Here is a 24,864-nt window from a genome sequence, read left to right on the forward strand (position 1 = left end):
AATCGTTCCAACCATACTTTATTATTTTGACATCAGATCGTTCTGCAATATAGTCTCTACACACAATGTAACGATACTCTATCAGTGCCGGTGGAGAGTCGGGTTTGTCCGGTCAGGACGGAGACGCATAGGGTGGATCAATGGCGGTCCACTGGCCCTAAATGGGCGATGACGCATCCCTGTTTGATGTGTCGTCTGGAAATGTATTGTGGACAGGGGTTTCCTGAAAGCCGGGCACGCACCAACCCTGCTGGCCGCTTTTCTATATTTCGACGTCTCATTCATGATCTGGGTTTTGTTAGGTCCTCTCGGCATTGCGATTGCGCATGACCTTCACCTGAATGCTGGGCAGAAAGGACTGCTAGTCGCAACGCCTGTGCTGGCCGGGGCCGCCTTTCGTGTGTTGGCTGGGGGCCTGGTGGATATGTTCGGCCCGCGCCGCGTCGCGATTGCCGCACAGCTTACAGTCATTTTCGGCCTTGCCCTGGTCTGGTACCTTGCACCTCATACTTACGGTCAGATGTTCGGACTGGCGGGCATTCTTGGCGTTGCTGGGGCATCTTTCGCCATTGCCCTTCCCCTTGCCTCCGTCTGGTATCCTCCGCAGTATCAGGGAACCGCGCTCGGCATTGCAGGCGCAGGCAACTCAGGAACCGCGCTGGCCTCACTTTTTGCGCCCGGACTGGCGGTTCTGGTGGGATGGCGCAACGTCATCGGCCTTGCGACGCTTCCGCTCATCTGCGTTCTGCTACTTTTCCTTATTCTGGCCAGAGAGCCTGTCAATCGGCCAGCATCTCCGGGCCTGCGCTCATGGGGTCCAGTTCTGGGATCCGGCGATAGCTGGCTGCTGATGTTTTTCTATAGCGTGACCTTTGGTGGGTTTGTGGGTCTTGCGTCGTTCCTCACCATTTATTTCAATGACCAGTACAATCTCTCTCCCACCGTTGCTGGTGCGTGTACGGCATTTGTCGTTTTCATAGGCTCTTTTGTGCGGCCAGTTGGAGGAGCCTTCGCCGACCGTGTGGGCGGCACGAAAGCCCTGACCATCCTGTATGCGGTCGCGGCAGGCTGCTTTTGCGTCATTGCCCTTGGACTTCCGACGATCTATCTCGCATTCCCGGTATTCCTCTTGGGGATGGTAACGCTCGGGCTGGGCAATGGCGCCGTTTTTCAGCTTGTTCCAGCCCGCTTCCCGCGTCAGGTCGGCATTCTGACAGGGCTGGTCGGTATGGCCGGCGGGGTCGGCGGCTTCTACCTGGCGCTCTCACTGGGGGAAGCCCGACAGATCGTCAATTCTTACGGGCCGGGATTTCTCGCTTTCGCCGGGATCTGCCTGATTGCCTGCATCGCCGTTGTACTGTGTCACCATCGCTGGCGGGAGATCGGCTGATGACTGGTCTTTCCGTCTTCTCTCCCCTTCCCTATGCGCCCATGCTGGCAGGTCTTGCTTTGGGGGGGCTGGCATTCTCCAGCCCCGTGAAAGCTGACGATACTCCCAACCCCCATGTCGGGGTTCATCTGTCCGAACGCTCCAGAACAAAAGCCGTCACTCAGCCGGTTCACACCCAGCAAAACCGCTCCGCGCACTCCCCGGACTGGGATGTTTTCAATGCGGGGAACGGAGCCGCATCCGGTTTCGGGTCAATGGCGGGCTTTGGTCAGGTTCGTTGGGCGGAAGACTGGAGCGATATCGTTAATACCCCGCCGGAACAGCGCAGGAATGACTGGTTCAGCCGCCTGAAATATATTCGCCTGAATGAAAGCGGAAGTATCTGGCTTTCTCTGAACGCGGAAGAACGCCTCCGTTATGTCTATGAAAACCAGCCCATGATGGGAACGGCAGGCAAGACCAACGCCAACCGGGTTCTTCTGCGCAATCTTTATGGCGCCGATCTTCATCTGGGAGCGCATGTCCGCGCTTATGCCGAGTTCCTGTACGGCGTCGCAGGAGGCTCCAATACCTACGGATACCAGACAGGGGTGCAGCGGGAACGACTGGATCTCCAGCAGGGTATTCTGGAAGTGAAGGGCAATCTTCTGGGAGCCAAAGCCGGCATTATTGGTGGTCGACAGGTCTTCCTTGATACGCCTGTCTTCATGCAGTCCGCCCGGGACCTGACGAATGCACAGCAGACCTGGGATGGTATCCGTGGCTATGCCATCTGGAAACGTTTTCGGGTGGATCTGTTTGATTTCATGCAGACCAACAAACTGCCTGATGCTGTCTTTGGAGATGGCACGAACTACAGTGCCCGGATGTATGGCGCCATGACGTCCACGGCGCTTCCTGCATTCAGAGCCATGGGAAAGAAGAGTCAGCTTTTCGCAGACGTCTTTTACATCGGCTATCTCTACAGTGGCTCCACAGCATCTATCCCGACGACAACGGGTACAGAGGCAGGTTCCAGCCGTCGGGACAATGTCGGCATGCGACTATGGGGAAATATCGGCCCTTTCTCGACGAGCCTGAGCGGTGTGTTTCAGGGAGGCCAGTTTCGGCCAGCACAGGAAAGGCAGCCCACCCGTGCTGTACGGGCTTATGCTGTTAATGCATCCCTGCTGTATAACCGTCCTGATCTTGCGACCAAGCCGAGCGCTGGTCTGCAGGCCGATCTTTTTTCCGGCGGCTCCTATCATAGCAAGGATGGCGCAGTCGGGACGTTTGCATCCCCTTATTTTCCCTTGCCGTACTATAACGATGTGACGTTGTCCGTAACGTCCCAGAACCTGATCGGTGTGGGGCCTCTGGCGACATTTGCTCTGCGGAAAAACCTTCACATCAAGCTGCATGTGCCTTTCTTCTGGCGGGAAAGCACACAGGATGCGGTGTATGGCACAGGCAAGATCTATTCTTGGCGCAATGGGTTATCTGGCGGCTTTATTGGGGCCACTCCCCAGACGCAACTTGCCTGGAACTTTGCTCCACATTGGACCTGGACTCACGACATCGCAGGCTTCATCGCATCTCGCAGCATGCGCACGGCAGGCGCAAAAAGCGACGCGTTCTACATGCAGACTCTCGAATTCAAGTTTTGACCATGACTGCCTCAGAGAACGGACAGATGACCATGAAAGAGAACATCATCATCATCGGCAACGGAATGGTTGGACATTACTGTGCCGAGCAGCTCGTCATGCACGGTCTGCATGAAACGCATCAGATCCATGTCTTTGGCTCCGAGCGCCACCATGCCTATGACCGCGTTCATCTTACGGAATACATGACGAGTCAGGATGCGCTGGCCCTGCGTTTGCATGAGGAAGATTTTCACTCGGCTCACGGCATCATCATGCATCTGGGTGTTCCTGTCATGCGGATCGACCGTGACGCCAGGGCCGTGGAAAGCGAAGAAGGTATTCTTCCCTACAGCACACTGATTTTAGCGACAGGCTCCGTCCCGTTCGTGCCGTCAATACCAGGCAATACCGGAAGTGCAGGTCTTGTCTACCGCACGCTTGAGGACCTGGACATCATCCGCGCTGCCGCTAAAGGAGCCAGCCATGGAACCGTCATTGGTGGCGGCCTGCTGGGACTGGAAGCCGCTCATGCCCTGAAACTTCTGGGGCTGGACGTCAGTGTCGTACAGCTTGGAACGCATCTGATGTCGGCCCAGCTTGATGAAGAGGGCGGTCGCGCGCTTCGCAGGCGCATTGAGACGCTTGGGATTGATGTGAGAACCTCCCACGCGACCAAAGAGATTGTCGCCGGCGAACAAAAACGTCATCGCTTGGTGTTTGCGAACAGTCCTTCTTTTGAAACCGATATGGTTGTTTTCTCTGCCGGTATCCGCCCGACCGATCAGCTTGGCAGGGCTTGCGGGCTGGCTGTGGGCGCACGGGGCGGCCTCGTGATCGACAATCAGTGCCGGACGTCCGATCCGGACATTTTCGCCATCGGTGAATGTGCGCTCTGGCAGGATCAGGTCTTTGGTCTGGTCGGACCGGGATACACCATGGCGCGGACCGTTGCTTCCCTTTTGGCCGGAGAAGACGCCGCCTTTACGGGCGCGGACATGTCCACCAAGCTCAAGCTTCAGGGTGTGGATGTAGGTTCGATCGGCGATGCGCACGGACGGGAGCCCGGCGCCACGAGCTATCGCTTCATCGGCGAGGCCGATGGCTCCTATCGGCGTCTCGTTCTGTCCGCGGACGGCCAGCGTGTGACAGGGGCGATCCTTGTTGGGGACAATTCCTATTACGACACGATCTTCCAGTATGTTCAGAACGGCATCAAACCGCCGGCTGACCCCGCCGCACTGATCCTGCCGCGTGGTGAAGGGGCAGAGCTTCTGGGCGCGGACGCCCTGCCTGATACGGCCATGATCTGCTCCTGCCACAACGTTACGAAAGGCTCGATCTGTAGCGCCATTGATGCGGGTTGCGCCGATCTGGCCACGCTCAAGCAGAGCACAAAGGCCAGTACAGGCTGCGGCGGCTGCGCGGCTCTGCTCAAGAGCGTGTTCGAAACGGAACTTTCCGCCCGGGGCATCGAGGTCGATCACAGCCTTTGCGAGCATTTTTCCCATACACGTCAGGAGTTGTACTCCCTCGTTCGTGTCCATGGCATCCGCAGCTTTGAAGAGCTGATGACACGCCATGGTAATGGCGGTTTAGGCTGCGATATCTGCAAACCAACCATTGGCTCGATCCTTGCCTCGGCATGGAACAAGCCGATCACCGATCCGCTCTATATTCCTTTGCAGGACACGAACGACACGTTCATGGCCAATATGCAGAAGAACGGGACCTATTCCGTTGTTCCCCGCATTGCAGGTGGCGAAATTACCCCGGACAAGCTGATTGTCCTGGGGCAGGTTGCAAAGAAATATGGCCTCTACACCAAGATCACCGGTGGCCAGCGTGTCGATCTGTTTGGCGCTCAACTCCACCAGCTTCCCGAAATCTGGGGAGAGCTTCTGGAGGCAGGATTTGAGACGGGCCATGCTTATGGAAAGTCCACACGGACGGTAAAATCCTGTGTTGGCAGCACATGGTGCCGTTATGGCGTGCAGGATAGCGTCGGTAAGGCGCTGGATCTTGAGAACCGCTATAAGGGGCTGCGCTCTCCGCACAAGCTCAAATTCGCCGTATCCGGCTGTACGCGGGAATGCGCCGAGGCCCAGAGCAAGGATGTGGGCATTATCGCTACGGAAAACGGCTGGAACCTGTATGTCTGTGGCAATGGCGGGATGCGTCCGCGCCATGCAGAGCTTTTCGCGACCGATCTCGATTCAGAAACGCTCGTGAAATACATCGACCGCTTCCTGATGTTCTACATCCGTACCGCAGACAAGCTCCAGCGCACGTCTGTCTGGCGGGAAGGTCTGGAGGGCGGTCTCGATTATCTCAAAGACGTCATCATCAAGGACAGCCTTGGCATTGCCGAAGAGCTGGAACAGCAGATGCAGCATGTGGTCGAAACATACCACTGTGAATGGAAGGATGCCCTGACGGACGGCGAGAAGCTCAAGCGCTTCCGCACTTTTGTCAATGACAGCCGCCCCGATCCAAACGTTCAGCTTGTTCCCGAGCGCGATCAGGTCAAACCAGCCCCCAATCAGGCTACCCTTTTGGAAGGCGCGGGTCCGGTGGAATGGACGGCCCTGTGCGACAAGAACGATCTGGTCCCACGATCAGGCGTGGTTGCCTGGTATGAAGGTGCGCAGATCGCCCTGTTTTATCTGCCGGAAACGGAAAACACATCCGCCCGCGTTTTTGCCGTGGACAACCATGACCCATTCTCGAAGGCCAATATCATCGGACGCGGCATCATAGGGGATCTGCGGGGGCAGCTCGTTGTCGCCTCCCCGCTTTACAAACAGCATTTCAATCTGGAAAACGGGATCTGTCTTGAAGATTCCAGCAAATCCCTGCGAACGTGGGACACGCGTCTGACCCCCGAAGGCAAGGTTGAAATCCGCGCCAGGGTTATGGAGACCATCGCAGAACGCCTGTCTGCTTAACTGTTCATGACACGGGAAGACATCCGTTCTGTCTGCCCCTATTGCGGTGTCGGCTGCGGCATCGTGCTGGAGGTTGAGAACCATCAGATCGTCAAGGTGCGCGGAGATACCGAGCACCCGACGAATGGTGGTCGCCTATGCACCAAAGGAAGTTCCTGCGACAAACCGGTGTCATCGTCTACACGGCTGGATATGCCGCAGATCCGGCCGCACAGGACGTCTCTGCCCGTTCCCACCCGAATGGACGCAGCCATCAGAGAAACAGCCCGTCGCCTGAAGCAGATTCTGGAAGAATACGGCCCGGATGCGATCTCCCTTTACGTCTCCGGCCAGATGTCTCTGGAAGCGCAGTATCTGGCGAACAAACTCGTCAAAGGATACCTGAGAACCCAGCATATCGAGTCCAACTCCCGTCTGTGCATGGCGGCGGCGGGAGCTGGCTACAAACTCTCCCTGGGCGCAGATGCCCCTCCGGGAAGCTACGAGGATTTCGACTGCACGGACCTGTTCTTCGTGATCGGCGCCAATATGGCCGACTGCCATCCGATCCTGTTCCTGCGCCTGATGGACCGCAAACGTCAGGGAGCTAAACTCATCGTCGTTGATCCACGACGGACCGCTACGGCAGACAAGGCGGACCTGTTCCTTCAGATCCGCCCAGGCACCGATCTCGCCCTGCTGAACGGCATTCTTCACATTCTGGTTCGTGATGACGCGATAGATCCGGACTTTATCGCCAGTGCAACGAAGGACTGGAGCGATATGCCAGCTTTTCTGGCAGATTATTCTCCCGAACGCGTTGCCGGGATTACCGGCCTTCCACAAGATGATATCGAAACAGCCGCCAGATGGATTGCGGAAGCCGATGCGTGGCTGACGCTGTGGACCATGGGACTGAACCAGAGCACTTCAGGAGCCTGGAATACCAACGCGATCTGCAATCTTCATCTTGCCACTGGCGCCATTTGCCGCCCGGGCGCCGGACCGTTTTCCCTCACAGGACAGCCCAATGCCATGGGTGGTCGAGAAATGGGCTATATGGGCCCCGGCCTCCCCGGCCAGCGCTCGGCATTGGTCGATGATGACCGGGCCTTTGTCGAGCAACAATGGAAGCTGCCCGCAGGAACCATTCGCAAAGCAGGTGGCCATGGCGCGATAGCCATGTTCGAAGCCATGACCCGCGGTGAAATCCGTGCCTGCTGGATCATCTGCACAAACCCTGTCGCGACTTTGCCACGCCGTGCCAACGTTACCGCGGCTCTTGAAGCCGCTGATCTGGTCATTGTTCAGGATGCCTACGCCGACACGGAAACGGCGGCTTATGCGGATATTCTTCTGCCGGGTGCGTTATGGGCCGAAGGAGATGGCGTGCTGGTCAACTCTGACCGCACCATGACGCTGGCCCGGCAGGCTGTCTCTCCGCCCGGTGAAGCCATGGCAGACTGGGACATCATTGCACGTGTCGCCTGTGAGATGGGCTTTGAGGAGGCTTTCACTTTCTCATCTTCTACTGAAGTCTTTGACGAAGCCAGCCGTTTCGCCAATCCCAGGACAGGCTACGATATTTCCGGAGTCAGCCACGACCGTCTGAAATCCGGTCCCGTCCAGTGGCCTAGCCAGACGGGAGACGCCCTGCCCCGCCATCCGATCCGCTACCGGCCTGACCCGAATAAACCGCCTGTTTTCGCCACTGACGACGGAAAAGCGGCTTTTCATGCCCGACCTTATCTCCCCTTGGAAGAACAGCCGGACGACGAATTCCCTTTCCTGCTCAACACCGGGCGCCTCCAGCATCAATGGCACACGCTCACCAAAACTGGTCGGGTCGATGGACTTAACAAGCTCAATTCCGGCCCTTTCGTGGAAATCGCTCTTGCTGATGCCGAACGGCTGGGCCTGTGCAAGGACGATCCCGTCGAACTCCGTTCCCGCCGGGGCACCGCAATCCTTCCCGCCCGTCCAACTGACCGCGTTGCGCCGGGAACATGCTTTGCACCCTTTCACTGGAACGACCGCTTCGGCGAAAATCTGACAATCAATGCTGTCACGGCCGATTTCACGGACCCCGTCTCCCTTCAGCCCGGGATCAAACACTGCGCAGTGTCCCTCTCGCGCATCGAAACTGTTTCTGTTCCCGCAGAGGAGAACGCTCCTGCCATGCCGCTTGATTATCTGACACAGCATCTTGGCCTCGCTCGAGCGGAACCCCTGGTCCTGTCCGTTGAAAGTCGCCAGTGGTTGACGGGATTCATGGGCGGCCTGAAACTTGCCCCACCGGCAAACGAGCTTCCCTTTGTTCCCCCGAGTGCTCCTTTGCCGACAGAGCAGAAAGCCAGAATTAATGGCCTTCTGGCTGGTCTGTATGCCCGCAGCCCTGTGTCGAAGGATCCTGCTGTTTCGGAAAGTCCGACCGGTACCCAACCAAGGCTTCTTCTTCGGTGGGCGTCCCAGACAGGTCGGGCAGAAGGTCTGGCTGAAGAACTCGCTGTCTGGCTGAAAGAAAGCGGCTACGGTGTCGATGCCATGAGTCTGGATACCAGCAAACCCGCCGATCTTTGCGGAACGGTCCTCTTCGTCGTTTCCACCTTCGGCGACGGAGATGCCCCTGATAGCGCCAGTGCTTTCTGGGATGAGCTTCGCAATACCCAGGAACTGCGCGAAGATATCCGTTACGCCATGATAGCGCTTGGGGATTCTTCATACGCCAGTTTCTGCGGGTTTGGTCGGGCTCTTGATGACCGCCTGATCGCGCTCGGCGCAACCCCGCTTATGCCACGACAGGATTGTGAGCCCGATTACGAAGAAACCGTTGAGGCTTGGCAGCACAGATTTCTGGCTGCCCTGGGTGCCAAAACGGTCCCAGTCCCAGCCGTTCCGTTACCGGACGCACCAGCCATCACCCGAGCCAACCCTGCGATTGCACGCATCAGCCTTAATCACTGCCTGACGGGAAGGAACAGCGACAAGGAAACACGACAGATCGTTCTGGATCTCTCCGGGACAGGATTGCACTATGAACCTGGGGATGCTCTGGGGGTCTGGCCCTGCAATGCTGACTCAACTGTTGAGAGCGTTCTAAGCTCTCTGGGACTACCTTCCGGCACAACAGTCTCAGTGCGAGGTCATGGAACTGTGTCGCTCGCAGACGCCCTGACCAGACATTTCGATCTGTCCCGACCGTCTCCGGCGTTGCTGGAAAAATTGGGGGCGCCGTCTTCCAGCTACCTGCCGGAGCTGCTGGCAACAGCCAAAATCGGCGTGCAGGCTCAGGATATCCCGAACCTTTTCCGCCGGATGCAGCCTCGCCTCTATTCAATCGCATCATCGCTGAAAGCATACCCTGACAGCGTACACATCACGGTGGGTGTCAATAATGAGCCCTACCCTGGTCTGTGCTCAAACTGGCTGGGAAGTTTACACGAAGATTCCGAGGTCCCGGTTTTCCTACAGACCACATCCCAGTTCCGTTTACCTGACGATCATACCAAATCTGTCATCATGGTGGGGCCAGGCACAGGAATTGCCCCCTTCCGTGCTTTCCTCCAGGAGCGGGCGGCCTGTAACAGCCCGGGCCGAAACTGGCTTTTCTTCGGAGAGCGTCATGCAGAAAACGGGTTTTACTATCGCGAGGAGCTGGAAGGCTTCATGGAACAGGGATGCCTGACACATCTGCATACGGCATTTTCCCGTGATCAGGACCAGCGGATCTATGTCCAGGACCGCATGGAAGAAAACGGCGAAGAACTCTGGAGATGGCTGCATGGAGGCGCATATTTCTACGTGTGCGGAGATGCTGCGCGAATGGCCAGGGACGTCGATAGCGCCCTGCGCCGTATCGTAGCCCGCTATGGCGGTATGTCCACGGAACAGGCCGATGAGTATGTCAGTAACCTTGTAAGAAATGGGCGATACGTCCGTGATGTGTACTGATATAGCTCCATGACAATGAAAATTCTTCTCGCAGACGAGAACTCCCAGCGGGCTGGCGCCCTGTCAGAGATTTTGAAAGCTGATTCTTCATTGGAGGTCATTCGACTTGAAGGGTACGAAAGTCTGATTTCAGCGGTCAAAGCTCACGTTCCTGACATTGTGCTCGTGGACATCTGCCGCGCCGACCGCGACGGACTGGACAGTGTGCGGGCGCTATCCTCCTCCGGGTTGGAGCGCCCCGTCGCCCTGTTTGTCGACGAAGATGACGAAGCGCTCATGGAAGATGCTTTTGCGGCTGGCGTCTGTTCCTACAACGTGATGGATACGCCGCCTCGGGACGTCAAACCCCTGCTTCGGTCGGCGATTGCACTATACCGTCGCTTTCAGGAAACAGCAGCCGAGCTGAAAGCGGCCCGACAGGTCCTTTCGGATCGGGAAACTGTCGATACAGCAAAGAAAATCTTCATGCGTAACGAACGCTGCAGCGAGGCAGAAGCCTATCGCTGGTTCAGACGCCGAGCCATGCAGCAGGCCCGTAAGCTGGTGGATGTTGCCACTGACTACCTCCGGGTTCACACCAAGGATAATGCATCATGAGTTCTGCCATCAGAATAGGCCTGCTGAGGCTGGCAGATAGCGCCCCTCTGATTATCGCCCGCAATCTCGGAATATTTGAAAAACATGGTCTGGATGCGGAACTGATAGTCTCGCCATCGTGGGCCAATATCGCAGATGGTCTTGTCTGGAATGGACTGGACGCTGCGCTGGTTTTCCCTCCTTTGGCGATCATGACGGCGCTGGGTCATCGCGGTCGGGAAATCGGCCTGCACCGGGGTATCCCTATCAGCCGTGGCGGCAACACGGTTGTTCTTCGTGGACAGCACCTCCCACCGTTCCTGGGAACGGATGACGTGACAAAGCACCGAAATTTTGAAAGCTGGCGTACGGGTTTAAGCCGGCGCCCCAAGCTGGCAGTAGTACATCTGTATTCGACCCATTTCCTCATTCTGATGGACTTCCTCAAAAGTTTGCATGCCCATCCAGAACAGGATGTGGAAATCGTCATCATGCCCCCCGACCGCATGATAGATGCTCTGGCCGCTGCGGAAATTGACGGCTTTTGTGCGGGCCCACCTTGGGGAACGGAAGCCGATCTGCATGGTCTCGGATCCATCGTAGCTGGATCCGCCAATATCCATACCGGTCATCTGGAGAAAACTCTCGTGACGACACAACGCTGGGGTCAGAGTGCGCCGGCGCTGACGCAAGCTTTGCAGGCCGCCATTGGCGAAGCAACACGCTTCTGTATGAACCCCAGCAATTCTGCGGAGATCGTTCGTCAACTTTCCAGCCCCCTGGCGAACGGCGGCCTGGCCCTTCCACGCGAAGCGACAGAAAAGATCATGCCTGATCAGCACAACCTCAACGCCATGCAATTCGATTTTTCGGCTTCAGACGTCGATCTTTCAATCAGTTGGATGATCCGGGCCATGCAGGCACAGGGTTGGTTAACCCCTGCGAATATGAAGCGGCTTTACGAACTTGGCTGGCTCACACCGGCCCCTATTTCCTAAGCTACACAGATCTTCCGGAGACAGAACCATGAGCACAGATTTACAGATATTTGAATTCGAACGTGATTTCGCCGATACGCTTCGCTGCATTCCAATGAGCGTGCGCATGAAACTCGATGAATGTGGAATAAAACTCAGTCTCCGCCAATGGAGCCATTTCAGTTACAACGATCGTTACGAACTCTGCTACCGTCCGACAGAATCAGATCCTGATAGGCTGACCTATCGTCGTTTCCTGAAAGACTTGATTCGCACACGCACCAATGAAGAACCTGTTTTTCTTGATCAGCCACAGTCTACTGAATGGCAGGATAGCCAGTCGGTGCCCCTGTGCCTCCAAAAGCAGATTATGGAGAAAGAACTTTCCTCTATACCACTGCAAAAATGGGCAACCTTAACGCCCTTGCAACGCTTTTCGCTTGTAAAGCTTTGCCGATCTGGCCACGAAAATCATAATCTTCCTGTCGCTTTGAAAGAATTTATTTTTCAGGGCCGCGAATAGTATATATTCAAAAAAAATTTTGTGAATGACGGACCAAAATCGATATATTTTACAGTCGATAGATATCCCATTTGTCCTTATACACGGAGAAATTTGGCTGCATATTTGTTAATATTCTTGTTTTTTTGAAAAATAAGTGAATGTTAAAATATTCCTTTTTTGTTTCCACTAACCTTACTTTGGATAATTCTTCGGAAATTCTCTATTGCCGCTACAGAGACGATGAATTGCCTTTCCCGCGATCTGGAGAAAACCAGAGCATTAAATGCAATCCACGGCTCACGCCTCAGGGAAGAACCAGAACATAACTCGTGCTTCTGCCACCCGCCGCCTCCTTATCCAAGACACCGCGCTCTACGAGATCATTGATATCCCGCAGGGCTGTATCTGGTGACGTCTTTGCGAGCTTTGCCCATTTGGATGACGTCAGCTTACCCTCGAACCCGTCCAGCAGACGGTTCAGCATGAGACATTGCCGGTCATTGATTGATTGACCTACCAGAGTGTCCCAGAAGCGGGCCTTCTGAATGACCTTTCCCAGGACCAGTTCAGCACGGTCAAAAGCACGATCCAGAGCCCCCAGAAACCAGCGCAGCCAGGGCGTGATGTCCATGTCTCCTTTCTGGGTGGCCTCAAGAATGGCGTAATACTCTTTCCGCTCCTGACGGATCTGGGCTGACAGGCTGTAGAAACGCTGGTCTGTCTGCTCCGAACGCGCCAATATGAGGTCGCCAATGGCCCGCGCCATGCGCCCGTTCCCGTCCTCGAATGGATGAAGGGTAACAAACCACAGATGTGCAATGGCCGCCTTGAGCACAGGGTCCAACGCCTGCCCAGCATTGCACCAGTCGAGAAAAACCTGCATCTCCGCGGGCACGCTGCTGGCGGACGGGGCTTCATAGTGGACTTTCTCGCGTCCGACAGGCCCTGATACGACCTGCATCGGACCGGTTCTGTCATCACGCCATTCTCCGACCAGAATGCGCGACATGCCGTTTCGGCCAGTCGGGAACAAGGCCGCATGCCATGCGAACAACCTCTCTGCGGTCAATGGATCGGCATAATGCCGGGTCGCGTCCAGCATCATCTCCACGACACCTTCAACGTCCCGATCCACTGGTGCCAGCGCGCCAATATCCATGCCCAGCCGTCGCGCGATGGACGAGCGCACCTGCTCACGATCGAGATTTTCGCCCTCGATCTCGCTCGATTTGAGGACATCTTCCGTCAGGGTCTGGAGCAGGGCTTCCGATCTGAAATCGAACCCCAGACTTTCCATGCGTCCCAGAAGCCGACCCTGTCGGTGACGCACGGCGGCCAGTTCATGGGAAATGATCTCTTTGTCCCATTGAAAATTCGGCCATTCCGCGCGCTGATAGATATATCGCACCATTTTCCCTGCATCCTTTGCGGAGAATATGCCATCTAATCGCCGCAGGGTGCAACGTCAATCACCGCAACAGATGCGGCTATTCCCTCAGGCCAGCGATCCCGAGTTCGTCCCACATGCCCCTTTATGCGTGAATGTCTTTCGCGCATATTTATCATTGACAGATCTACGTTCATGCTCCTTATATAATCGCATGAAACACCTTCACGCATATAAAGCGGTCCTTTCAGACATCGCGGCAGTCGTAGCGGGACACCCGTTCCGAGGGAAAATCGACCCGACCGATGGGGCGGAAACGGCTGTCGTGCAGATGCGGAACACGTCCACGTCGGGCGTGGACTGGACGTCCTGCGTGCGCACCGAAGTGGCCGGACGTCGTGAGCCGGACTGGCTGCGTCCGGGGGATATTCTCTTCCCCGCGCGGGGCAATGTGTCACTGGCGGTTCTGATCGATGAGCGCATTGGCAGCCTTCAGGCCGTCGCCGCTCCACACTTCTTTCTGCTGCGCGTGTCGCGTCCAGACGTGCTGCCCGCCTGGCTGGCCTGGTGGCTCAATCAGGAACCGGCGCAGCGGCATCTGGAGCAGAACGGCCAGAGTTCCACCCTCGTCCGCAACATCGCCCGACCGGTGCTGGAGGCCACGCCTGTTATGCTGCCTCCCCTGCCCCGACAGGAACAGATTGTGGGTCTGGCCAACGCCATGCAGCGCGAGGAAGAGCTTCTGCACCGCCTGCGCCAGACCAACCAGCAGATCATGACCGGGCTTGCCAGAGACCTTCTGGCGGACTGACACTCCCTTGACGTTTTGAAACAGGATTTGACCTCGTGACCGAGCAGATTTCACAGGATACGATTAACAAGGCACTATGGAGCGCCTGCGATACCTTCCGTGGCACCGTCAGCCCCGATACCTACCGCGATTACCTGCTGACCATGCTGTTCCTGAAATACATCTCCGATGTGTGGCAGGACCATTATGACGGCTATAAGAAAGACTATGGCGACAACCCCGCCCTGATCGAAGCCATGATGGCGCAGGAACGCTTTGTTCTGCCCAAAGGTGCGGACTTCTACACCCTCTATAAAGAGCGCAATGTCCCCGGCAATGGTGAGCGAATTGATAAAGCCCTGCACGCCATTGAAGAGGCCAACGGCACCAAGCTGAAGGACGCAGGCAAGAGCGTCTTCCAGGACATCAGCTTCAACTCCGACAAGCTGGGCGACGAGAAGCAGAAGAACACCATTTTGCGCCATCTGTTGGAAGATTTCCACAAGCCGGACCTGAACCTGCGCCCTTCCCGCGTCGGCAATCTGGACGTGATTGGCAACGGCTATGAGTTCCTGATCAAGAACTTCGCTGCCAGTGGCGGGCAGAAGGCCGGGGAGTTCTACACCCCGCCGGAAGTCAGTGAACTGCTGGCCCGTATTCTGAGCCCGAAGCCGGGCGAGACGATCTGTGATCCGGCCTGCGGCTCGGCGTCCCTGCTGATGAAATGCGGACGGCAGGTGACGCAGAACCACAAGGGCAGCCGGGACTACGCCCTGTATGGGCAGGAAGCCATTGGCTCCACATGGTCCTTTGCCAAGATGAACATGTTCCTGCACGGCGAGGACAATCACCGCATTGAATGGGGCGACACGATCCGCAACCCCAAGCTGCTGGATGACAGAAACCACCTGATGCGCTTTGACGTGGTGACGGCCAACCCGCCTTTCAGTCTCGATAAATGGGGACATGACGAGGCGGAAGGCGACGTGCATCACCGCTTTGCCCGTGGCGTGCCGCCGAAAACCAAGGGCGATTACGCCTTTATTCTGCACATGATCAGCACCCTGAAAGACCGCACGGGCCGCATGGGCGTGGTCGTGCCGCATGGGGTGCTGTTCCGTGGCAGTTCGGAAGGCAAGATCCGCCAGAAACTGATTGAGGAAAACCTGCTGGATGCCGTGATCGGCCTGCCGGAAAAGCTGTTCTTCGGCACGGGGATTCCAGCCGCCATCCTGATCTTCCGCAAGGACCGCAAGACGAAGGACGTGCTGTTCATTGATGCGAGCCGCGAGTTCAGGGCGGGCAAGAACCAGAATGTGCTGACCGAAGAGAACATCACCAAGATTGTAGACACCTACCGCGCCCGCAAGGACGTGGACAAATACGCCCACCTCGCCACGCCGGACGAGATCAGGGAGAACGACTACAACCTGAACATTCCGCGTTATGTCGATACATTTGAGGAAGAAGAGGAAATCGACCTGAACGCCGTTCGGGCCGAACGGGCGGAGATTAAGGTGGAACTGGCAACGCTAGAAACACAGATGGACGTTTATCTGAAGGAGCTGGGTTATGCTTCCTGAGGGGTGGAGAAAAGCGTCACTAGAAGATGTTGCCGATATCCGTAGCGGCATTGCCAAAAGTCAGAAGACCATCGTAAATCCGATCAGTCTTCCGTATTTACGCGTTGCAAACGTGCAAGATGGTTATCTTGATCTTAGAGACGTCAAAACTATCGAAATAGATAAAGAGAAAATAAATCGTTTTTCCCTTCACTCCGGCGACGTTCTGATGAACGAAGGCGGTGATTTCGATAAATTGGGCCGTGGAGATGTATGGCGAGGCCAAATAATGCCTTGCCTACATCAAAATCACGTCTTTGCCGTAAGGCCAGACCAGAATAAACTTGATTCTTACTTTCTAGCCAATCTCTCGGCCAGCCCCTACGGCAAAGGATATTTTTTGTCCTGTGCGAAACGCAGCACAAATTTGGCAAGCATCAATTCCACACAATTAAAACAGTTTCCCGTAATCCTCCCCCCACTCCCCGAACAGAAGAAGATCGCAGCGATCCTCTCGACGTGGGATCGTGCGATTGAAGGGACTGAGAAGCTTCTGGCCAACAGTCAGCAGCAGAAAAAAGCCCTCATGCAGCAACTCCTCACAGGCAAAAAACGCCTGCCGGGGTTCACGGGGGAGTGGAAAATTTGCTCTCTTTCAGATGTTGCCACGGTACAAACAGCAACATCTAAAACTCAATATATCTGTGAAAATGGAGAACGATTTATTGTCGATATGGGTTCTGTAAACCGGTTAGGAAATCTCGTTTGCACGAAATCCACTCAGCATAATGCCGACCTTTTGCCAAAAGGTACGTTGGTCATGCCAAAAGATGATATCGGAGGCGGAAATATTATAGGTAGAACTTCTTATATTGATCGAGACGATCTGTATGTGCTGGGAGACCATGTTTATGCCCTCCATATTGGCGATTGTGACAGTAAATTTCTTCACTTTCTAATAAATTCACACCCAATAAATAAGAATTTACGTCGCAGGGCTAACGGCACGGCTCAGTTGGGCTTGGGAAAAAAGGATGTCCTTAGACAAAAAATAAAGATCCCGTCCGAATTTTCTGAACAGAAAGCCATCGCCGCCGTCCTGACCACAGCGGACGAAGAAATCACGGCCCTTGAATCCGACCTTGCGCGCCTGCGTCAGCAAAAGAAAGCCCTGATGCAGCAGCTTCTCACGGGCAAGCGCCGCGTGAAGGTCGATTAAGGTATTTCAGCTTACAGGACATTTGAACATTATGGCTCCCGCCCCAAAATTTCAGGAAGAATACAGCGCCAAGCTTCCGGCGCTGGCCCTCCTCAGCACCCTTGGCTGGCGGTTTCTGTCGCCATCCGAGGCGCTGGCGTTGCGGGGAGGCAAACAGAGCACCGTGGTGCTGGTTCCTCTCCTGCGAGCGGAGCTGAAAAAGCGGCGCTTTACGTTTGAAGGCCAGGAACACAGCCTGTCCGATCAGGCTATTGATGCGCTGGTGTCGCACGTCACGCATCCGGACTTTGTCTCCGGCCTCCGCGATGCCAATGACAAGATGACGACGCATCTGCTGTTCGGAATTGTTGCACACGAGTTCATCGGTGGGCGCAAGGCCAACCCGACCATCGCGCTGATCGACTGGCAGAACCCACAGAACAACAGCTTTACCTTCACGGAAGAATTCAGCGTCCTGCGCACGGATCTGACACAGACCCGCAGGCCGGACATTGTCTGCTTCGTCAACGGCATTCCGCTGGCGGTGATCGAGGCCAAGCGCCCCGATGGTCAGCCGGGCAAAGGCCCGACCGTGGAGGTCGGGATTTCCCAGAGTATTCGCAATCAGAACAAGGATGAAATCCCCCAGCTTTTCGCCTACAGCCAACTTCTGCTCTCCATCACCGGGCATGACGGGCGCTATGGCACCTGCGGCACGCCCAAGAAATTCTGGGCAAGCTGGAAGGAAGAGGACATTCCCGAAAGCCGGATGGAGGCGCTCAAGAACACGCCGCTTTCTGGGGCCCAGAAAGACGCGCTATTTGCCATACGCGAACCGTCTGACCGGACGTGGTTCGATGACTGGGCCTCCCGCCCGCTTGCCATCACGGATCAGGACCGGCTTCTGATCGGCCTGCTCTCCCCTGAGCGTCTGCTGGAGATGGCGCGGTTCTTCACGCTGGTCGACCGCAAGGCCGGCAAGATCGTGGCCCGCTATCAGCAGGTCTTTGGCATCAAACGCCTGCTGGAACGCATCAAGTCCCGCCGCAGCGATGGCGGGCGTGAAGGCGGCGTGGTCTGGCACACCACAGGGTCGGGAAAGTCCTTCACCATGGTGTTCCTCAGCCGCGCCCTCATTCTGGATGACGATCTCAAGCAGTGCCGTATTCTGGTGGTGACAGACCGCAAGGATCTGGAACGCCAGTTGAGCACCACCTTCTCCACCGGCGGCGAACTGGCGGACAAGAAGGACAAGGACGAAGCTCTCGCCACCTCTGGCCGCCGTCTGGCGCAGCAGATCGGGCGTGGGCAGGAGCGCATCATCTTCTCGCTCATCAACAAGTTTCACACAGCGACCACGCTGCCCGAGTGTCATAACGACAGCGCGGACATCATCGTGCTGGTGGATGAAGGCCATCGCAGTCAGGGCGGCGAGAACCATGCCCGCATGAAGCACGCTTTGCCCAATGCCGCCTTTATCGCCTTTACCGGCACACCGCTGCTCAAAGGCAGTGAAACCACCAGTCGGTTCGGCAAGATCATCCATTCCTACACCATGCAGCAGGCCGTGGCGGATGGAACGGTCACACCCCTGCTCTATGAAGAACGCAAGCCTGATCTGGATGTGAACGACCGCGCCATTGATGCCTGGTTCGAGCGCATCACGCAGGGACTGACCGAGGAGCAGGTTACGGACCTCAAGAAGCGTTTTGCCCGCGCCAATCAGGTTTACAAGGCGGATGACCGCATCCGGCTGATTGCCATGGATCTGGCCACGCATTTTGACAACAATATCGACAGCGACCTCAAGGGCATGCTGGCCTGTGACAGCAAGCTCTCCGCCATCCGCTACAAGCAGTATCTGGATGAGGTCGGGCGGTTTGAAAGCGCCATCGTCATGAGCCCGCCCGATACGCGCGAAGGCCATACGGAAGTCGATGAGCGCAAACAGCCCGAGATTCAGGACTGGTGGAAGGATAATGTCGGCAGCCAGAGCGAGGATGACTACACACGCGGCGTCATTGAACGCTTTGAGAAAGACCCGGACCTCAAGCTGATCATCGTGGTCGACAAGCTACTGACCGGCTTTGATGAACCGAAAAATGCTGTGCTCTATATCGACAAGCCGCTGAAGCAACACAATCTGCTTCAGGCCATTGCCCGCGTGAACCGGCTGCATGACCAGAAAAAGCACGGGTTGCTGATTGATTATCGCGGCATTCTGGCGGAACTGGACACCACGCTGGCCCGGTATGACGAACTGGCTGCCGAAAATGTCGGCGGGTATGACCCGAAGGATATTGCCGGGCTGTATAGCCAGATGAGCACGGAATACCGCGAGCTCCCGGCCCTGCATAAAGCACTCTGGGCTATTTTTGACGGTGTGAAGAACAGGAGTGACCTCCAGCAGCTACGTGCCGTGCTTATGCCCCGCATGGTGGAGGAACACGGCCAGATGGTGGACGTGAACCTCAAGCGCCGGGATGACTTCTATGAGGCGCTGACAAAGTTTGCGGCCTGTCTGAAGGTGGCGCTGCAATCCGTGGCGTTCTTTGAAGACACCAGCTTCACGGAAAAAGACCGCGCCACCTACAAGGAGACGCTGAAGCAGATGACCAGCCTCCGCCAAATAGTCATGCAGGATACAGGCGAAACTGTGGACTTCGATCAGTATGCCGAACAGGTGAAGAAGCTGCTGGACCGACACGTCGCCGGGGTGAAGGTTCATGAGTCCGAAGGGCTCTATGCGGTCGGCAAGATGGGGCAGAAGTCGAAAGACAACCAGCCAGAGACCTGGAGCGAGGAGAAAACCCGCAACGAGACGGATCTGATCCGCACCCGTGTGACGAAAATGATCGACCACGAGATGCAGGATGATCCGTATGCGAAGGAGGCCTTCTCGGCCCTGCTGCGCAAGGTGATTGAGGAAGCGGAAAGCCTGTTCGATCATCCGCTCAAGCAGTTCATGCTGTTTCAGGAGTTCGAGGAACAGGTGGCCAACCGAAAGCTGGAAAACATTCCGTCCGTATTTGACGGGCACCGCCACGCGCAGGCCTATTATGGCGTGTTCCTGAAAACACTGGCGGCCATCTTCAACCATAAGCAGACGGATGAGGAGAACCAGCGCTGGATTGATCTGGCGTTTGAGATCGACACCATCGTGGACAAGGCAGTGCGGGAGAACTCACTCAGCCGACCGGATATGGAAAAAGCAGTCAGGAAAGAACTGCTGCCGCTGCTGTTCAGCACGGGCCAGAAAGCAGGCTTTGGTGTCGACAAGGCGCAGGAGATCATCGAGCAGGTTATCCAGATCATGCGGGCCGGGCCTGCTGATACCCTACGCGGCTGAGCATGGAAGAAACTCCCACTCGCATCCTGACCTATGGGGGTGAGCAGATCCGCGTGACCCTGATCCCCCGTGCGCGCCCCGGCACGACGCTGCGCATCAAGGTGCATCCTGACCTGACTGTGCAGGTGATTGTTCCCGAAGGCACAACAGAGGCTGATCTGGACAAGGCGCTGCACCAGAAAACCCGCTGGATCTGGCAGAAACTGCGGGACTTTCGGGCGGTGCAGGAACATGCCACGCCGCGCGCCTATGTCAGCGGGGAAAGCCATTTCTATCTGGGACGGCGGCATCTGCTGAAAGTGCATCATCAGCCCGATGCGCCGGAAACCGTGCGCATGTTGCGCGGACGACTGGAGGTGTCCGTGCAGGACCGCAACGTCTTGCGGATTCAGAAGCTGCTGGAACTCTGGTATTTTACGCGGGCGCAAGAGGTGTTCCGTCACCGCCTGTCAGCCCTTCTCCCCACAACATTGTGGGTCAAAACATCTCCCGCTCTGAAGCTTCAGGTCATGCAGACGCAGTGGGGCAACTGCTCACCGGGGGGCACCATCACACTGAACCCACATCTAGCCAAAGCGCCGCGTGACTGCATTGACTACGTCATCCTGCATGAGCTGTGCCACCTGAAGGAGCACAATCATGGCCCAGCCTTCTGGTCACTTCTAGAACGCGTGATGCCGGACTGGGAACAGCATAAGGCAAGGCTGGACGGGATGGCGGAAATGATGCTGCAAAAATAGCTCTATGTGACTGCAATGGGGGGGCAAGCGGAAGGTCCGTTTTTGGGCAGGAAATTCTTAAAGCAGAATTCTTTGCCCGTCTCAGGCCGATTCAACTCCTTAAGCGCAAGAAACTTGTGCGACGCAATGCAAAACATCAGGCGAAATGAGAGAAAGACAGTGAACGGAGCGGCGGAATGAATGAAGGCAACATGAGCGGTATTTTCGCCAATTCCGTGGCTTCCATCAAAATGGGAATCGAGGACTACGCGCTAGACACGCCGGCCCGCGCTCTGTCGGCAGTGCGCAATTTCTACGCAGGCGTCCTACTGCTCGGGAAAGAGGTACTAATCCGTGCAGTGCCCCTTGCCAATCCTAATGACGTCATTGGCGCCAAGTATGCTCCTGTGCCCGACGGAAAAGGTGGTGTCGATCATGTGATCGAGGGCTACCAGACGGTCGATTTCAACACGCTCAGCAAGCGTTTCAAGGATTTCAAAATCTCGATCAATACAAAGGGGCTTCAGGAACTGAACGTCCTGCGAAACCATATTGAACATCGTTATACCGATCAGCCCGCCCACGCAGTTCGCGAGGCCATTGCTCGCGCTTTCCCGATCACAGTCGCCATGTTCCAACAGGTCGGTGCGCATCCGGCCGAAGTACTCGGCGAGGCTTGGGCGATCATGCTCAACGTGCGCGGCCTCTACGAAGCGGAACTCATCCGATGCCGCGCCACACTTGCCGATGTCGATTGGATTTCAGCGACAGTTGCGGAGAAGCATCTAAGCTGTCGGGAATGTCATTCTGAACTGATCGAGCAGCGCGACAACACCAATACGGAGCAGGAGGCGCTTGAGCTTGTCTGCCGAAGTTGTGGAGCCGAACCCGATTGGAATGACGCGATCGTCGATGCTGTCGATCGCGCACTTTCCAACGAAACGTATGCTCGCGCAAAGGATACCGGTGAACCAGGTCCTGTCTACGACTGCCCAGCATGCAATCGGCACACCTATATCGATTTCGAAAACGCCTGCGCGGCGTGTGGCGAGAGCATTGAGTACGAAACCGAGTGCGCGCGCTGTAGCAACGACATCTCACTTGAAGATGCCTTGGACGGATTGGATGAGGGATTATGCAGCTATTGTTTGTACGTCATGGGCAAGGACGACTGAACCTATGGCGCATGAGGAATTTTGTGCCTTAATTTGGAGGCAATGGTATTGTTTGTCTTCATCCCTATAACCCTCCCGGTTATGCAGCCCGATTTCGATTAGGAGAGACGCTGTGCACCTACATTCAGTTTCGGAAGAGCGCAAAATCCCTCTAAACGACGGATTTTGGGGGAGAAGAGACAGTCTGCTTGCTATAAAAAGGCCAAAAACCAGACATTTATCGGTCGCTTCGCATGAAGCCTCAAACCGCATCTAGATGTCGTCCGACAAACTCTGCGGACGAATCCCAAGCCTTTTTTATGACCCCATTGTCAGGGTCTTTGTACCACGCTTGTCCCCAAGTATTTTGCATATTCCATTCCCATGCCACAGTTTCACCCTCCCGGAAATGGATTTGAGTGCTTGGAAAGATGCGAAAACTCTTAACCATGCCGCCGGCTGAAGTTGTCTCAAGGATTACTCCTTTCGCATTGGCTATTGGTATGAGGCAGTCTTTATCGCGGAAGAGATTGACTCCGGAATGGAAAACAACATTCGTCTCCTTTGGCAACGCGTTAAGTGCGCGGAGAATTGTAAGGCCAGAATCAAGCGCGCTGACCGCGTCGTCATCGGTGGCGGTCTTGCCATGGACGATTTTGTTTCTGACGTCCATGAAGAGCCTTACCGAACCTATTAAATTAGGCGGAAACCCGTAAGCACCAAGCTCTCTGAGTGCCTCAGTTATCGCGACGTGCCGCCGATCTTTTAGAAGTCCTCTCACTGCAAGCTCCTGCCGTGCTTGCTTCTCCAATTCAGCCGAAAGTGCAATTAGAGCCAGCTTTGGGGTAACTTTCGCTTGGTCGAGAATCGTGGCAACTATAGCCTCAAATTTCTCCTCTTTCTCATCAGATCGTTCTGGTGGAGGCGCCGAAACTTGCATATCGCCTACTCTCGCCTCGAAACTGGCGGCTGATGCTGAAGCCTGAAGTTCCTGAAGCTCCTCACGTAGCTCAATTTTCTGACCAAATAGCTCGGCTTTTGAAAGACGTCCAAGTGCACTAATGATGCCTGAACGAAGAACGAATAGGGCAGTGAATGCAAACCCTGCCCACGCCACAGAAGCAACAGCTTGTAAAATTGGCGCAATATTTTCCATACGTTCTAATTCAGCCTATTCGTCGGATCTACTTGGTAATAACCACTTTTTGGCTGCTAACCGGAATGAGTATGGCGACTAGCAGCTCAGGTTAAGCAGGATGCCATTTCAAGGCAAGGTCCGCTTTCGGCAACGTGTGAATTTTGGTCGAGCGTCCGACATGTAGGCGAAAGCGGCTGGTCCGCTTACGCCTACAATCGAGACACTTAAGATCGGTTTGATGTATCCCGAAAGCAGACGATCGCAACGCCGATCTTGGAGATGATCAATATTGCCGCATTGAAGCCCTCGGAGTGAGAGGCTGATTTAAAATTATTTGTCATGATTTCATGATCTTGAGATGCGGCGGGGGAAGAACTGGATCGAGGCGATGAAGAGCCATGCGGTCAAGCTAACCTGCGGATACCATTCAACTTAGTTTCCACCGAGCACTGAGACATGCAATTTATGAACGTATTTTCTCTCCCACATCAGTTATGTCACCAATGGAACCATTATTTGATGTGTAGTTTATTATATTGATAGGATCTGTGGTCGCCTCTGCGAACATCTCCATCATTAACGTGTAGAACGTGAGTAATTTGTTTTCAGTTTTGATATTACACATTTTATCTCCTGGCATGGGGATCGGTCGAACACCGTCTGCACCACGATGCATTATCAGTCCACGATTAAGAATAATTATGCCATCGATTCTTTTGGCGATATGCTCATTGTCCTGTATGGAATTAAGATATTCAGATAATCCCTCCAGCGTATCACCTTCGTAGGCAAATATATAGAACTGAGGCGGCCAGAAATCTGACATAAGATTGTATTGCTTAAACCTCTTTCCAGACTTTTGTTTGTATGATTTCTTTGATAGATTTTTGAAAGATTTCATGTTTTGAAACGAATTATCCAATTCGTTTTTATTCAAATACGTTTTTACTTCGAAAATACCGTACACAGTTTCTATGGGTATAATAGATATGTCTCTTGATGAAAAAACTCTAGGGGTTTTTTCTTTATCAAATAAAATAACATCAGACTGTTTTGATCTATTCCCGTCACTATCGATTACCTCACCAGTACATACATCTAAATGCCCAGGCATGTGCTGAGCCAACCACTCGGACAGAGTATTTTCATTGACGGTGCCTTTCAGGCCCCTGTGCTCAACAGCAGCTCGAGCTCTCTCGAGCTCTAACTGTAATTGCTTTTCTGAAGCGCTAAAAAGAGAAACCCAATCCATGATTATTTTATCCTTCAATCAGATAATTTCTTAGATTATGCGTCAAATTTTCATATGATGAAATTACTAAACGCACCCTGCAAAGATTATTGCTTTCGACATGACGTCAACGAATGAAATATTCGCTTTTTGATATTGGGAATGATTAAGAAAATATCTCATGGAAAATAAATTATTTTTTTCGCATCTATCTGACGTATTTCAATTTATTGAATTTTGATCCGGATATCATAATAATGGCCGAAATATTGGCCGCTTATTCCGAACCGGACATTCCGCTCTCCCCCGACAGTGTTGAAAAAGTCGCGCTTGCTTTGAGAGTGAAGCACTGATTCATTCTTCGCAGGAGGACCCTGCAAATGAT

At 54.9% G+C, this 24,864-nt stretch carries 16 protein-coding genes; 13 read left to right on the forward strand and 3 right to left on the reverse strand.

Features of this window, described 5'->3' with window-relative positions; genetic code table 11:
• Positions 1-208 precede the first annotated feature (208 nt).
• Genes JK202_RS01635 through JK202_RS01665 form a run of 7 tightly spaced genes read left to right on the forward strand, consistent with a single transcriptional unit; the run spans position 209 to position 11,969 of the window.
• Positions 209-1,390, forward strand: a complete 1,182-nt coding sequence (locus JK202_RS01635) for a NarK/NasA family nitrate transporter (RefSeq protein ID WP_211556018.1) — start codon at positions 209-211, stop codon at positions 1,388-1,390.
• A complete protein-coding gene (locus JK202_RS01640; protein ID WP_211556020.1) occupies positions 1,390-3,036 on the forward strand; it encodes an alginate export family protein in 1,647 nt (548 codons plus the stop codon). The genes JK202_RS01635 and JK202_RS01640 overlap by 1 nt, the downstream gene beginning before the upstream one ends.
• A gap of 26 nt (positions 3,037-3,062) precedes the next feature.
• On the forward strand, positions 3,063-5,963 hold the full coding sequence (gene nirB, locus JK202_RS01645; RefSeq protein ID WP_153431051.1) for a nitrite reductase large subunit NirB: 2,901 nt from the start codon (positions 3,063-3,065) through the stop codon (positions 5,961-5,963).
• Between the two features lie 6 nt (positions 5,964-5,969).
• The gene (locus JK202_RS01650) at positions 5,970-9,893 is read left to right on the forward strand and encodes a bifunctional nitrate reductase/sulfite reductase flavoprotein subunit alpha (RefSeq protein ID WP_211557369.1); all 3,924 of its coding nucleotides are present in this window, start codon (positions 5,970-5,972) and stop codon (positions 9,891-9,893) included.
• A gap of 15 nt (positions 9,894-9,908) precedes the next feature.
• The gene (locus JK202_RS01655) at positions 9,909-10,490 is read left to right on the forward strand and encodes an ANTAR domain-containing response regulator (RefSeq protein WP_211557462.1); all 582 of its coding nucleotides are present in this window, start codon (positions 9,909-9,911) and stop codon (positions 10,488-10,490) included.
• Entirely contained in the window at positions 10,487-11,467 is a 981-nt protein-coding gene (locus tag JK202_RS01660) for a CmpA/NrtA family ABC transporter substrate-binding protein (RefSeq protein WP_153431053.1), read from the forward strand. The genes JK202_RS01655 and JK202_RS01660 overlap by 4 nt, the downstream gene beginning before the upstream one ends.
• A gap of 28 nt (positions 11,468-11,495) precedes the next feature.
• On the forward strand, positions 11,496-11,969 hold the full coding sequence (locus tag JK202_RS01665; protein WP_153431054.1) for a nitrate reductase associated protein: 474 nt from the start codon (positions 11,496-11,498) through the stop codon (positions 11,967-11,969).
• Between the two features lie 286 nt (positions 11,970-12,255).
• Here JK202_RS01665 and JK202_RS01670 read toward each other — a convergent pair whose 3' ends face one another.
• The gene (locus JK202_RS01670; RefSeq protein WP_153431055.1) at positions 12,256-13,362 is read right to left on the reverse strand and encodes a Fic family protein; all 1,107 of its coding nucleotides are present in this window, start codon (positions 13,360-13,362) and stop codon (positions 12,256-12,258) included.
• Between the two features lie 190 nt (positions 13,363-13,552).
• On the opposite strand from JK202_RS01670, the gene JK202_RS01675 reads away from it, so the two are divergent.
• The 6 genes from JK202_RS01675 (at position 13,553) to JK202_RS01700 (ending at position 22,131) form a co-directional block, all read left to right on the forward strand.
• Entirely contained in the window at positions 13,553-14,149 is a 597-nt protein-coding gene (locus tag JK202_RS01675; RefSeq protein WP_211557372.1) for a restriction endonuclease subunit S, read from the forward strand.
• A gap of 35 nt (positions 14,150-14,184) precedes the next feature.
• Positions 14,185-15,711, forward strand: coding sequence for a type I restriction-modification system subunit M (locus tag JK202_RS01680; RefSeq protein ID WP_211556024.1), 1,527 nt, complete (start codon positions 14,185-14,187; stop codon positions 15,709-15,711).
• Positions 15,701-16,909 (forward strand): restriction endonuclease subunit S, encoded by a 1,209-nt coding sequence (locus tag JK202_RS01685; RefSeq protein WP_153431057.1) that lies wholly within the window; start codon positions 15,701-15,703, stop codon positions 16,907-16,909. The genes JK202_RS01680 and JK202_RS01685 overlap by 11 nt, the downstream gene beginning before the upstream one ends.
• Before the next feature lie 31 nt (positions 16,910-16,940).
• Positions 16,941-20,237, forward strand: coding sequence for a type I restriction endonuclease subunit R (locus JK202_RS01690; RefSeq protein WP_211557374.1), 3,297 nt, complete (start codon positions 16,941-16,943; stop codon positions 20,235-20,237).
• Between the two features lie 2 nt (positions 20,238-20,239).
• Positions 20,240-20,977: a M48 family metallopeptidase gene (locus JK202_RS01695; protein ID WP_211557376.1), complete on the forward strand. Its 738-nt coding sequence runs from the start codon at positions 20,240-20,242 to the stop codon at positions 20,975-20,977.
• A gap of 176 nt (positions 20,978-21,153) precedes the next feature.
• On the forward strand, positions 21,154-22,131 hold the full coding sequence (locus JK202_RS01700) for a hypothetical protein (RefSeq protein ID WP_211556028.1): 978 nt from the start codon (positions 21,154-21,156) through the stop codon (positions 22,129-22,131).
• Positions 22,132-22,372: 241 nt separating this feature from the next.
• Here JK202_RS01700 and JK202_RS01705 read toward each other — a convergent pair whose 3' ends face one another.
• Positions 22,373-23,266 carry a hypothetical protein gene (locus tag JK202_RS01705; RefSeq protein WP_153431060.1) on the reverse strand — a complete coding sequence of 298 codons (894 nt, stop codon included), beginning with the start codon at positions 23,264-23,266 and terminating at the stop codon, positions 22,373-22,375.
• A gap of 445 nt (positions 23,267-23,711) precedes the next feature.
• Complete coding sequence (locus JK202_RS01710; protein ID WP_211556030.1) at positions 23,712-24,500, reverse strand: DUF6602 domain-containing protein; 789 nt, start codon at positions 24,498-24,500, stop codon at positions 23,712-23,714.
• Positions 24,501-24,864 lie beyond the last annotated feature (364 nt).

The sequence above is a fragment of the Gluconobacter sp. Dm-62 genome (genome assembly GCF_018256155.1).
Classification (GTDB): Bacteria; Pseudomonadota; Alphaproteobacteria; order Acetobacterales; family Acetobacteraceae; genus Gluconobacter.

What these genes read in the sequence shown, in the direction of transcription:
- JK202_RS01665 (WP_153431054.1), top strand. Translation starts at nt 11,496, where the DNA reads ATGAGCACAGATTTACAGATATTTGAATTCGAACGTGATTTCGCCGAT.
- JK202_RS01640 (WP_211556020.1), top strand. Translation starts at nt 1,390, where the DNA reads ATGACTGGTCTTTCCGTCTTCTCTCCCCTTCCCTATGCGCCCATGCTG.
- JK202_RS01710 (WP_211556030.1), bottom strand. Translation starts at nt 24,500, where the DNA reads ATGGATTGGGTTTCTCTTTTTAGCGCTTCAGAAAAGCAATTACAGTTA.
- nirB (WP_153431051.1), top strand. Translation starts at nt 3,063, where the DNA reads ATGACCATGAAAGAGAACATCATCATCATCGGCAACGGAATGGTTGGA.
- JK202_RS01655 (WP_211557462.1), top strand. Translation starts at nt 9,909, where the DNA reads ATGAAAATTCTTCTCGCAGACGAGAACTCCCAGCGGGCTGGCGCCCTG.
- JK202_RS01700 (WP_211556028.1), top strand. Translation starts at nt 21,154, where the DNA reads ATGAATGAAGGCAACATGAGCGGTATTTTCGCCAATTCCGTGGCTTCC.
- JK202_RS01695 (WP_211557376.1), top strand. Translation starts at nt 20,240, where the DNA reads ATGGAAGAAACTCCCACTCGCATCCTGACCTATGGGGGTGAGCAGATC.
- JK202_RS01690 (WP_211557374.1), top strand. Translation starts at nt 16,941, where the DNA reads ATGGCTCCCGCCCCAAAATTTCAGGAAGAATACAGCGCCAAGCTTCCG.
- JK202_RS01675 (WP_211557372.1), top strand. Translation starts at nt 13,553, where the DNA reads ATGAAACACCTTCACGCATATAAAGCGGTCCTTTCAGACATCGCGGCA.
- JK202_RS01685 (WP_153431057.1), top strand. Translation starts at nt 15,701, where the DNA reads ATGCTTCCTGAGGGGTGGAGAAAAGCGTCACTAGAAGATGTTGCCGAT.
- JK202_RS01660 (WP_153431053.1), top strand. Translation starts at nt 10,487, where the DNA reads ATGAGTTCTGCCATCAGAATAGGCCTGCTGAGGCTGGCAGATAGCGCC.
- JK202_RS01705 (WP_153431060.1), bottom strand. Translation starts at nt 23,266, where the DNA reads ATGGAAAATATTGCGCCAATTTTACAAGCTGTTGCTTCTGTGGCGTGG.
- JK202_RS01650 (WP_211557369.1), top strand. Translation starts at nt 5,970, where the DNA reads ATGACACGGGAAGACATCCGTTCTGTCTGCCCCTATTGCGGTGTCGGC.
- JK202_RS01670 (WP_153431055.1), bottom strand. Translation starts at nt 13,362, where the DNA reads ATGGTGCGATATATCTATCAGCGCGCGGAATGGCCGAATTTTCAATGG.